Consider the following 11,268-nt stretch of genomic DNA (forward strand, 5'->3'; position numbering starts at 1 on the left):
GGCCGGCGGCGGGGAGCAGGAAACGGTCCGGGTCTGCGGCGAAGACGCCGTCGCCCGGGTCGGCGTAGCGGCCGTCGCCGGAGTCCGGGGCGAGGCCGGCGCGCACCGGGTCGCGTTCGGGATCCAGGATGTCCTTGACCACGGTCACGCAGATCCAGATCACCGCCGCCATGTGCAGCACGATCCCGGAGCCGTACCACAGCGGGATCCACAGCGCGTCCTGGCCGAACGTGCCGGAGGAGGTGATGCGGGCCGACTCCATCCAGACGCCGCCCCAGTGGTAGACCTCGATCGCCTGCCAGATCCAGAACGTCCTCCAGCGCGGGCTGGCGAGCACCACGAGCGGGATCAGCCACATCACGAACTGCGGCGAGTACACCTTGCCGAGCAGCAGAAACGCGGCCACGATCAGCAGGCACAGCTGCGCCATCCGCGGGCGGTGGCGGCTGGACAGGCCGAGGTAGGCCACGCCGGCGCAGCAGAGCGCGAACAGGCCGTTGGAGACCAGGGAGAAGGTCTCGCCGGACCAGCCGGTCCACCCGAACGCGAGCCACATGGAGGAGAAGGACACCGGGCGGTCGCCGGAGAACGTGTAGAAGCGGGACCACTGGTCGAAGGCCGTGAGCATGAACGGCACGTTCACCGCGAGCCACGTGACCACGGCGACCCCGAGCACGGTGAAGAACCTTCCCAGCCTCAGGGTGCGGATCGCCAGGACGAGGATGGCGCCGAGGAAGAACAGCGGATACAGCTTCATGGCGGCGCCGAGACCGAGGAGGACGCCGGAGAGGACCGTGCGGCCCTGGGACCACGTCCACAGGGCCAGGGCGGCCAGCATGACCGCCCACAGGTCCCAGTTGAGCATGGAGGTGAGAACGATCCCCGGAGCCAGGGCGACCAGCAGGGCGTCCTTCGAACGGTGCCGCGCGGTGAAGGCCGTGGCGACCACGACGACGATCCAGCACAGGACCACGCCGACCGCGTTGACGTCGAAGTACGCGACCGTGCGCTCTTCGACGGACCCGCCGCCCGGGACCAGCCAGCTCGTCACACCGGCCACCACCGCCAGCAGGGCGGGGTACTCCATCCACTTCTCCTCCGGCAGCGGGGTGTAGAAGGGGAAGTAGCCGTCGGCCAGACCGCGCGTGGGGTACAGCTGGGCGAAGTCGGAGTAGCACATGTGCAGGTGCACGTCCGGCACGCCCCAGCCGTGCAGGCGGCACCACTGCTTGGACAGGAAGGCTGCCACGGCGCAGATCAGGGTGAGGCCGACCAGCACGGCGATCCACTTCGACCGCGGCGCGGTCTGTCCGGGGACGGAATGGCTCACTGAGGACTCCTGGGAAGGGGACGGGAGGCGGGACCGGTCCGGGCCCGCCTCGAGGCTATCGCGGGCGTCAGCGGGACGGCGTTGTCGGCACGATGCGCCGCGGGAGGCACCGGCGCCGGCTCGATCTGCTCGGCCGCACGGCCGCGGGACGGGAAGAGCCTGCTCGTGTGCGGGTCCGCCAGCACGATCCAGGCGGTCATCGTGAGGCAGGCGACGGCCGTGCAGATCCGGACCACGAGCAGCGGCACCCATTGCGACACGGCGAGCTGGTCCACCACACCCACCACGGTCAGGGCGAGGACCGCCGCGATGCTCACCCATCCCAGCCAGCGCGGGTGGTTCCCCCGGCCCGGCAGGGAGCACGCTGCCAGGGGCAGGACCCACAGCAGGTACCAGGGCTGCACGATGGGTGCCAGCACGATGGCGACGAGCAGCACGGCCGCGGCGGTGGCCACCGGGTCCGCCGGACGTCGCCGCAGCGCGCACCAGGCCGTGTATCCGAGGGCCGCGAGGGTGCCTGCGGTGTAGAACCACCCCGCGGCCACCCGGGCGGGGATGTCCGCGGCCACGTCCACGAGGGCGCCGAAGCCCAGTCCGAGCAGCCCGAACGGCGCGTAGGGGAACGCCGCGTCGCCGCTGGTGAGCATCGCGTGCACCCAGCCGAAACCCAGTCCGGTGGCCGCGCCGATCAGGCCCAGTACGGCCAGCGTCAGCAGGCCCGTGGTGAGCCAGGGGCCGACCCGGCGGCGACGGGACAGCCCCTCGCCGCTGCGGAAGGGCCGCCATCCCGTGGGCAGCAGCAGGGCGGCGAAGGGCAGGGCCAGTGCGGTCAGCGGCTTGATGGCCACGGACAGGGCGATCAGCAGCAGTCCGGCCAGGGCGGCGTGCCGACGGCGGGGCTCCCGGACCAGCAGGACGAAGCCGGCCAGCAGCAGGCCGATCATCAGGGCGTCGTTGTGGACGCCGGCGATCATGTAGAGCAGGAACAGCGGGTTCGCCACCACGAGCCAGACCGCCCAGTCCGGGTCTCGGCCCGCCGCCGCGGCGAGCCGGGGCACCGCCCACAGACACAGGCCGAGACCGGCCACGGCGATCGTGCGGAACAGGAGCACCGCGATGTCCGGCACTCCCCCGCTGACCCGCCAGATCCCCTCCGCGAGGCCGAGGAACAGCGGCCCGTAGGGGCTCGGTGACTCCGCCCAGATGGAGTCGGCGCCGTACATGAACCAGCCGGGCAGCTGGGACACCCCGTCCGTGTACGGGTCCAGGCCGGCGGCGACCATGCGGCCCTGCTGCAGGTAGGAGAAGACGTCGCGGGAGAAGATCGGAACGCAGACGAGCATCGGTGCGGTCCACCACCAGACCGCCCTGCGCACTGCCACACCGTGTGTCGACCAGCGCCCCGAGACCTGCTGGCCCAGACGCAGCCAGGACCGCACCAGCAGCAGGCAGCCCACGGCGAGCAGCAGCGCGAAGGCGAGTGCGGCCGGCAGGTCCAGCCGCACCAGCTGGAACAGCCTCAGACGCGAGAGGAACGCCTCGGGGACGGACGGCATCCAGCCCACCCCGAGCGAGCCGACCACGACCAGCAGGGAGGCCAGGGTGCCCTGGCGCAGCGCGGAGTAGGGGTCCCGATCATGGGACGGGAGGAGCCAGCCGATGCCGGGCAGCCGGGCCACCCGCGCGCGCAGGCGGAGAAGCCGGGCGTCCGGACCGGCGGCCGGGACCGACGCAGGCGACGACCTCTCCGGGGTCATCGGTCCTCATCGGCACGCCGGACGGCGTGGGTGGTGGTGTTCCGTCTGCCCACGAGGGCGGCCAGGGCCGGTCGCACGTGCCAGTTGTCCTTGACGAAGCGCGAGGTCTTCCTGTCGATGACCAGGATCCAGCCCAGGCAGATCGCGGACACCAGCAGGGACAGGTGTTCGACCTCCGTGGCGATGTCCAGGAACTGCCAGGTGAACAGCTGGTCGGAGGCGCCGAAGGCCAGGAAGTAGCCCACCGTGAAGACGACCCACTTGATCTGCCAGTTGTCCCGCAGGCCGATCACGGCGAAGAACGGCAGCAGCCACAGCAGATACCACGGCTGGATGATCGGAGACAGCACCACGAGCGCGGTGAAGGCCCAGGTCATCCGAGGCAGGACCCGGTCCTGCCGGCCCACGAACATGAGGATCAGCACGATGACCACCGAGATGATCCGCCCCACCCGCTTGTAGGTCTCCTCCACCTCCGAGGTGTCCCATCCGAAGAGACCGAAGACACTCTGGGTGAAGTTGTTGAGGATGCCGATCGGCGACCAGGGCACCGTGCCTGTGCCGGTGCCGAGCATGACCTCCAGCCAGCCGAAGCCGAACCCGTTGAGACGGCCCACCGCGTACATGAGGCCGAAAGAGAGGGCGGCGGTGACCCCCCACAGCACGAAACGCCGGATCCACCCGGCCGCCGGCCCGGCCCAGAGCAGGGCGATGAACGGCAGCAGCACCATGGTGATCGGCTTGATGCCGATCGAGAGCGTGGTGAGGACCACCGCGGCCAGTCCCCAGGCGACGGAGGCGACCGGCCCCTCCGCCGGCCGCGGGCGTCCGGCTCGCAGGGCACAGTAGGTTCCGGCCAGGGCGAGCCCCACCATCAGGGCGTCGTTGTGCCCCGAGGCCACGAAGGAGATGGTGAACAGCGGGTTCGCGGCCGTGATCCACTGGGCCCAGGCGCCGTTGACGTGCAGCTCCCGGCAGAGCAGCGGGACGAAGACCATCGTCAGCACCACGCCGGCGACCGCCGCGAGACGGAACAGGAAGATCGCCAGGTCCGGGTTCTCCGGCCCGGTGGCGGCGACCGCCGCCTCCTCGATCCACAGGAACACCGGCCCATAGGGTGTGCCGTCGTTGGCCCACGCTGTGTCCGTGCCGAGCTGGAACCAGTTGGACAGCGAGGAGATGCCGTCCACGTACGGGTCCTGCCCGGCGACCATCAGACGCCCCTGGCCCACATAGGCGAAGATGTCCCGGCTGAAGATGGGCAGCGCCAGCAGCTGGGGCAGGCACCAGAGGACGGTGGCGAGGTTTACGGTCCGCAGCGCGCCGGCGCCGAACGGACGGATCACCTGCCCCAGCCGCAGCCAGGCCCAGAACATCACCCAGCAGCCCAGGGTGAGCAGGACGGTGCCGAGCATCACCCCGCCCTCCTGCGTGCGGTACGGGATGAGCCACTGCCATCTGTTGATCGGCGAGGTGGAGGCGAGCCACCCGACGGAGAAGGACCCCAGCACCAGCAGCAGCGAGCCGAACGTGCCGACGATGAGCGGCAACGCCGTCCAGCCGCCGGCCTTGGGGTCGACGCGGAGTCCTCCGATGCCCACGTACTCGGGCGTGGACGAGCCGCGTGAGGGCGGGGTCAGCACATTCATGCGGCGGCTCCTCCTCCGGGGGCGCCCAGGGCGGCGGCACTCTCGTGGGTCCCGTTCCCACGGTGTCCGGGTCGGGCGTCTTCGGGTCCCGAATCTACCATCGTGACCCTGCTGGGTCCGGGTGCCCGACCGTGCCCGTCGACGGCGCGAGTAGGCTGGTCGCCGTGACCGAGACGACGAAGAACGCCGATGCCCATGCCCCGCTGGTCTGGATCGACTGCGAGATGACCGGCCTGGATCCGGTGGCCGACGACCTCGTGGAGGTCGCCGTGCTCATCACGGACTCCGAGCTCAACATCCTGGACGAGGGGATCGACTTCGTGATCCGCCCCTCCGAGGAGGCCCTCGCACAGATGGACCCGTTCGTGCGGGACATGCACACGACCTCCGGGCTGATCCGCGAGTTCGACTCCGGGCTGTCGCTCCAGGACGCCGCGGCCCGGGTGCTGGAGTACATCACCGCCCGCGTCCCGGAGCCTCGCAAGGCGCTCCTGGCCGGCAACTCCGTCGGCCAGGACAGGCTGTTCCTGAAGGCCTACATGCCCGAGGTCGTCGAGCACCTCCACTACCGGATCGTGGACGTCTCCACCGTCAAGGAGCTCGCCCGCCGCTGGTATCCCCGCGCCTACTTCCAGGCGCCGGCCAAGACCGGTGGCCACCGCGCGCTCGGCGACATCCGGGACTCCATCCAGGAGCTCCGCTACTACCGCCGTGCGGTCATGGCCCCCGCACCCGGCCCGTCCACGGAGGACGCCCGGCGGATCTCACGCGAGGTCGCCGAGTCCGCGGCACGGCCCTGACCTGGCACGACGGCCGTCGCCGCACCCGCCCCACATTCCCACGTGAGGGGGGTCACCCCGAGGATGGTCATGACCACGGCCCGGCCCGTGTATAGTTGAACCCGCTGCTTCGAGCGCTCCACCGCTCGGAGAGGCATGGTGGGCGTAGCTCAGTCGGCAGAGCGTCTGGTTGTGGTCCAGAAGGTCGCGGGTTCAATCCCCGTCGCTCACCCCACACCGAAAGGGCCCGGAACCATCACGGTTCCGGGCCCTTCTTCGTCTCACCCGGAGACGGCAGCCACCACGAGCCGAAGGAGTCCCCGCATGGCCTCGATCCGCCCCATCACCGTCTACGGCGAGCCCGTCCTGCACACCCGTGCCGCCGAGGTCGAGGTCATCGACGACGAGATCCGCACGCTGGTCGAGGACATGTACGTCACCCAGGACGCGGCCCGCGGCGTGGGCCTGGCCGCCCCGCAGGTCGGCGTCGGGCTGCGCATCTTCACGTGGACCTTCCATGACACGGGGGTGGCCCCGAACGTGGGCCACGTGATCAACCCGGTCCTGACCTACCTGTCCAAGGCGCCGCAGGAGGAGCCCGACTGGCACGAGGACTCCGAGGGCTGCCTGTCCGTGCCGGGGCTGGCCTACCCGCTCAAGCGCTCCGACCATGTGCGCCTCACCGGCCAGGACGTGGACGGCGAGCAGATCGACTTCGAGGCCCACGGCTGGTTCGCGCGCATCATGCAGCACGAGTACGACCACCTCAACGGCACCCTCTACGTCAACCGGCTCGAGGGCCGGTGGGCCCGGAAGTGGAAGCGCACCCAGCGCGCCGAGCGGATGAACGTCCCCGGCGTCACCTGGATGCCGGGCGAGGACCGTGACCCCTTCGGCCATGACGAGCTCGACGAGGACGAGGCGACCGGCCAGGCGGACTGAGCCGTCCGTCGTCGTGACGGCACACCCCCACCCCGACGACGGCCGCTCCCCTGCCGCTCCCGCCTACACCGCCGGCGCGGTGCGGCGCCTCGGAACCTCCGACGACGAGAAGGCCCCGCCCGGATTCCTCCGGGCGGGGCCTTCGTCTCAGCCGTTCAGGCGCTCAGGCGTCAGGCCTTCGGGAAGGCCGGGACGTCCTGGCCGGCCATCTTCTCGACGACGCGGACGACCTGGTGCGAGTAGCCGTACTCGTTGTCGTACCAGACGTAGAGGATGGCGTTCCTGCCCTCGTTGTTCACGAGGGTGGCGAGGCCGTCCACCACGCCGGCGCGGTCCGAGCCGACGAAGTCGGTGGACACGACCTCCGGGGAGTCCACGTAGCCGACCTGGCCGCGCAGCTCACCGGTGAGGGACTCGCGCTGCAGGCGGGCGTTCAGCTCTTCCACCGTGGTGGGCTTGTCCAGGGCCAGGTTGATGATGGCCATGGACACGTCCGGGGTGGGGACGCGGATCGCGTTGCCGGACAGCTTGCCCTGCAGCTCCGGGAGGGCCTTGGCCACGGCCTTGGCGGCACCGGTCTCGGTGATCACCATGTTCAGGCCGGCGGCGCGGCCGCGGCGGGCGCCCTTGTGGAAGTTGTCGGTGAGGTTCTGGTCGTTGGTGAACGCGTGCACGTCTCGACGTGGCCGTACTGGATGCCGTACTCGTCGTTGACGACCTTCAGCACCGGGGTGATGCCGTTGGTGGTGCAGGAGGCGGCGGACACGATGGTGTCCGAGTCCTCGATGCTGTCCGAGTTCACGCCGAACACGATGTTCTTCATGTCGCCCTTGCCCGGGGCGGTGAGCAGGACCTTCTTGGTGCCGGTGGCCTGCAGGTGCTGGGTCAGGCCCTCGACGTCGCGCCAGCGGCCGGTGTTGTCGATGACCAGGGCGTCCTTGATGCCGTACTCGGTGTAGTCCACCGTGGTCGGGTCGGACGAGTAGATGACCTGGATCTCGGTGCCGTTGGCGGTGATGACGTTGCGGTCCTCGTCCACCACGATGGTGCCGTCGAACGGGCCGTGGATGGAGTCGCGGCGCAGCAGGGAGGCGCGCTTGACGAGGTCGTCGTCCGAGTTCTTGCGGACCACGATGGCGCGCAGGCGCAGCTTGGAGCCGCCGCCGGCGTGGGACAGGAGGATGCGGGCCAGGAGGCGGCCGATGCGGCCGAAGCCGTAGAGCACGACGTCCTGGGTCTCGCCGAGGCCCTCGCCGGCCTTGCCCTTGACGTCCGCGAACTCGGCGTCGAGGAACGCCTGCAGGTCCTGGCCGGACTCCTTGTGCTTGCGGGCCAGCTTGGCCAGGTCCACGGTCGCGGCACCCAGGTCCATGCCGGCCATGGCCTCGACCAGCGGGTAGGTGGCCTCGACGGACAGCGGCTCGTTCTCCACGCGGCGGGCGTAGCGGTGGGCCTTGATGATGTCGATGACACCGCGGTGCACGAGGGAGCGGCCGTAGATGCTGGTCACCACGTTGTTCTCGCGATACAGCGTGCCGAGCAGCGGCACCATCTTCTCGGCGAGCTGCTCCTGGGTGTTCCACTCGGGAGTCTGGGTCGAGGCGTTGTCTGCCACGGTGGTCCTTCCTTGGATGCCGGTGCGGGCAAGCGCGGGCGCTTGGACCCGATCCGCGTCGTCGTTGACTGCGTACGGTGGCCATTCTACGCCGGTGACCGGGACGGCGGGCAGTGCAGACGCAGGTGACACGGGGCACCCGGGATGTCCGGTCGCGGGAACCCCGCAGTGCCTGTGCCGGCCGCCGCTCCCTCGCCCCGCAGACCGACCGGGCCGTAGAGGCGGGTGTGCGCAGGTAGACTCTCCGTCCGGGACGGACCGGTGGACGGCCGCGGCCCGCACCGAGTCCGGTGCGGGGTGAGGAACGTCCGGGCACCACAGGGCTGGATGGTGGGCAACACCCACTCGGGGCGACCCGCAGGCCAGTGCCACAGAGAGAAGACCGCCTCCGCTGCGCGCAGCGGCGGCAAGGGTGAAAGGGTGGTGTAAGAGACCACCAGCGGCCTCGGTGACGGGGCCGGCTCGGTAAACCCCATCCGGTGCAAGGCCGAACAGGACGCGTCACGAGGGCTGCCCGCCCCAGCGTCCGGGTTGGCCGCTCGAGCCCGTCGGCGACGGCGGGCCTAGACAGATGGTCGTCGCTGCGTTCCAGGGCAACCGACGCGCAGAACAGAACCCGGCGTACAGCCGGTCCGTCCCCTCGCCCCGCACCGGTGGGCCGTGCCCCAGGCGCGTCACACCAGGGGCTTCCCGACGACGGCCGCCCGCCCCCGCCTGGGCGGATCGGCGGCGTCCGGGTCCGGCTCAGTCCTCCTCGTGCACCCTCTCGAAGCGCAGGACCACGACGTCGTCCGCGTCCTCGCGGTCCGCCAGGCGGTATCCGTACATCTCCCCGATCCGCAGCACCTCGGCCATGGTCGGCCTCCGGCGGCTGCGCGGCCATGCGAGGGTGACCCGCTCGGCGCCGGTGAAGGTGCCCTCGCGCAGCTCGGCCTCGCCGGCGCGCTCCTTCGTGCGGCGCGTGCCGGAGGACCGGACCCCGATCACGACGGCGGCGATGACCACGAGGAACGCCAACGGATAGAGGACACCGAACACGTCCAGGGCGTCGATGGCCAGCACGACGGACGACTGCATCACCGTCTCCTCCTGCGGATGGTTCCCGACCCGGCGGACACCGGGCGGTCACCACGGTAGCCGCCCGCGGCGTGGATAGGGTGGAAGGCGTGCTGATCCTCCTGCCGCCCTCCGAGGGCAAGACCGCGCCCGCCTCCGGCCGCCCCCTGGACCCGTCCGGCCTCCTGCTGGCCGACGACCCGGACGTCACGGCCGCCCGCGCCGAGATGCTCGACCGCCTCGCCGAGGTCTCCGGCCGTGAGGACGCCCTCGAGGTGCTGGGCGTCGGTGCGAGCCTCGCGGACGAGGTCGCGGCGAACCGCACGATGCGGCAGAACCCCGCCGCGGCGGCGCACAGGGTGTACACCGGGGTCCTCTTCGACGCCCTCGACTACGGGTCCCTGCCGGCCGCCGCTCGCACCCGCGCGCGCAGCCGGGCCCTGGTGTTCTCCGCCCTGTTCGGCGCCACGTCCCTCGGCGACGCGATCCCCGCCTACCGGCTCTCCATCGGCGCGAAGCTGCCGGACATGCCTGGCCTGGGCACCTGGTGGAAGAGGCGCCTCACCCCGGCCCTCGATGCGCTCGCCGAGGAGGCCGGCGGACCGATCGTGGACTGCCGTTCCGGCGGCTACGCCGCCCAGTGGAAGGCCCCGGCAGGGCGCACCGTGGCCGTCGACGTGTTCCAGATGAAGGCGGGCCGCCGCACGGTGGTGTCCCACTTCGCCAAGCACACCCGGGGGCTGGTGGCACGAGAGCTGCTCGCGGCCCCGGCCGCCCAGGTGCGGACCCTCGAGAAGGCGGTGGCCGTCGTCGAGAAGGCCGGCGGCCCCGACGGCCCGCACGACTGGACCGTAGAGCTCGTGGAGCCCACCGCGAGGAAGGCCGGCTCCCTGCAGGTGGTCCTGCCGGAGCGCTGAGGGCCCGGCACCGGCGCCTCAGGCGGTGGCGACCAGCTCCACCTCGAAGCCGTCCGCGGTCTCCAGGTAGGCCGCATAGTGGCCCCTGCCGCCGGCGAACGGGTGGGTGTCCTCGAACATCAGGGCGAAGCCGCGTTCCAGGGCGAGCTCGGTCAGGGCGTCCACCTGGGCCCGCGTGCCGGCCATGAACGCCAGGTGGTTCAGCCCCGGGCGGCGCCGCTCGTGGCCTCCCCCGGCCACGTCCGCACCGGACTCGAGGACGATGTACTCGCCCGCGCCCTGGTAGGAGCGGCCGTGCCGCCAGCGGCCGTTGCACTCGTAGCCGAGCTGCTCGAGCATCCAGCCGAGGCTGCGCTCGGCCGTGTCCAGGTCCGCCACCCAGATCTCCACGTGGTGCAGCCGGCCGGGCAGCCCCTGCAGCGCGGCCTCGGGGTCCGCCACGGCCTCGGCTTCCGGGCTGGACTCGGCGGTCTCGACGCCGGCCCGGGCGCGGGCGTCCGAGGGCTCCTGATCCGGTTCCGCCGGCGCCGTGACGGCGACCTTCGAGGCGCCGGCGTCCCAGTCGACGCCCTCGGCACCGGCGTCCATGGCCTCGTTGGACAGCTGGTCCGCGTCCTTGTTCTGCGCACGCGGGATCCACTCGTAGTCCACGCGACCGGCCGGGTAGAGTCCGCGGGCCTCGGAGGCGAGGCGGCGCATGTCCTCGTGCTTGATCTTCCAACGTCCGGACATCTGCTCCACGACGAGCTTCGAGTCCATCTTCACGTGCACCCGGGCGGACGGGTCCAGCCGGCGGGCGAGCTTCAGACCCGCGATCAGTCCGGAGTACTCCGCCACGTTGTTGGAGGCCTTGCCGAGCGGGCCGGCTTCGGTCATGAGCACGTCACCGGTGGCGGGGTCCCGGACCAGGGCACCGTAGCCGGCGACGCCGGGATTGCCGCGGGAGCCTCCGTCGGCTTCGACCTGCAGGACACGTTCGGACACGGAAGGGGTCACTCCTCGGGGTTCGACGGGGACGGAGGCCGACGGCTCAGACGCGCACCAGCAGGGCGCCGGTCTCCGGGCACTCGCCCAGGGCGTCCTCCGGCAGGGCGCGCAGGCGGTCGAGCTCCGCAGGGCTCAGGGGCGTGCCGGACGTGCTGGCCCGGTCTCCCTCGAGGCGGCCGGCGCCGACACCGCCGTTGCGGGCACGCACCTTCTCATAGCGTGCCACGATCGCCGCG

General features: G+C 71.3%; 8 protein-coding genes, 1 tRNA gene, 1 other RNA gene and 2 pseudogenes. 5 read left to right on the plus strand and 7 right to left on the minus strand.

All coding sequences use genetic code 11. The features are described from left to right. From AC2W7A_RS04815 to mptB (AC2W7A_RS04825), 3 genes are all read right to left on the minus strand, one after another. On the minus strand, window positions 1–1,330 hold a 1,330-nt coding region (locus AC2W7A_RS04815; protein WP_485990358.1), incomplete at its 3' end, for a glycosyltransferase family 87 protein. Then, entirely contained in the window at window positions 1,327–3,087 is a 1,761-nt protein-coding gene (mptB, locus tag AC2W7A_RS04820; protein WP_485990359.1) for a polyprenol phosphomannose-dependent alpha 1,6 mannosyltransferase MptB, read from the minus strand. The genes AC2W7A_RS04815 and mptB (AC2W7A_RS04820), both read right to left, overlap by 4 nt. After that, the gene (gene mptB, locus AC2W7A_RS04825; RefSeq protein ID WP_485990360.1) at window positions 3,084–4,736 is read right to left on the minus strand and encodes a polyprenol phosphomannose-dependent alpha 1,6 mannosyltransferase MptB; all 1,653 of its coding nucleotides are present in this window, start codon (window positions 4,734–4,736) and stop codon (window positions 3,084–3,086) included. Before mptB (AC2W7A_RS04825) ends, mptB (AC2W7A_RS04820) begins: the two co-directional genes overlap by 4 nt. A 164-nt stretch (window positions 4,737–4,900) precedes the next feature. Here mptB (AC2W7A_RS04825) and orn point away from each other — a divergent pair, with 164 nt between their 5' ends. The 3 genes from orn (at window position 4,901) to def (ending at window position 6,457) form a co-directional block, all read left to right on the plus strand. Beyond that, window positions 4,901–5,536 carry an oligoribonuclease gene (gene orn, locus AC2W7A_RS04830; RefSeq protein WP_485990361.1) on the plus strand — a complete coding sequence of 212 codons (636 nt, stop codon included), beginning with the start codon at window positions 4,901–4,903 and terminating at the stop codon, window positions 5,534–5,536. Window positions 5,537–5,674: 138 nt separating this feature from the next. Next, window positions 5,675–5,750 (plus strand) — tRNA-His (locus AC2W7A_RS04835). Window positions 5,751–5,839: 89 nt separating this feature from the next. After that, window positions 5,840–6,457 carry a peptide deformylase gene (def, locus tag AC2W7A_RS04840; RefSeq protein ID WP_485990362.1) on the plus strand — a complete coding sequence of 206 codons (618 nt, stop codon included), beginning with the start codon at window positions 5,840–5,842 and terminating at the stop codon, window positions 6,455–6,457. Window positions 6,458–6,627: 170 nt separating this feature from the next. On the opposite strand, the pseudogene AC2W7A_RS04845 reads toward def, so the two are convergent. Further along, a pseudogene (locus AC2W7A_RS04845) lies at window positions 6,628–8,072 on the minus strand (glyceraldehyde-3-phosphate dehydrogenase). A gap of 253 nt (window positions 8,073–8,325) precedes the next feature. On the opposite strand from AC2W7A_RS04845, the gene rnpB reads away from it, so the two are divergent. Next, window positions 8,326–8,712, plus strand: an RNA gene (gene rnpB / locus AC2W7A_RS04850) — RNase P RNA component class A. Between the two features lie 104 nt (window positions 8,713–8,816). Here the strand turns inward: rnpB and AC2W7A_RS04855 are convergent. Further along, window positions 8,817–9,149, minus strand: coding sequence for a hypothetical protein (locus tag AC2W7A_RS04855; RefSeq protein WP_485990363.1), 333 nt, complete (start codon window positions 9,147–9,149; stop codon window positions 8,817–8,819). An 89-nt stretch (window positions 9,150–9,238) separates the two neighbouring features. On the opposite strand from AC2W7A_RS04855, the gene AC2W7A_RS04860 reads away from it, so the two are divergent. Continuing rightward, the gene (locus AC2W7A_RS04860; protein ID WP_485990364.1) at window positions 9,239–10,045 is read left to right on the plus strand and encodes a YaaA family protein; all 807 of its coding nucleotides are present in this window, start codon (window positions 9,239–9,241) and stop codon (window positions 10,043–10,045) included. Window positions 10,046–10,063: 18 nt separating this feature from the next. On the opposite strand, the gene AC2W7A_RS04865 is transcribed toward AC2W7A_RS04860, so the two are convergent. Together AC2W7A_RS04865 and AC2W7A_RS04870 are read right to left on the minus strand one after the other, a co-directional pair. After that, complete coding sequence (locus tag AC2W7A_RS04865) at window positions 10,064–11,029, minus strand: reverse transcriptase-like protein (RefSeq protein ID WP_485990365.1); 966 nt, start codon at window positions 11,027–11,029, stop codon at window positions 10,064–10,066. A 46-nt stretch (window positions 11,030–11,075) separates the two neighbouring features. Then, window positions 11,076–11,268: pseudogene (locus AC2W7A_RS04870) on the minus strand (DNA-binding protein); the annotation flags it as partial.

This window comes from Micrococcus sp. LASM2_SD2 (assembly GCF_057364565.1).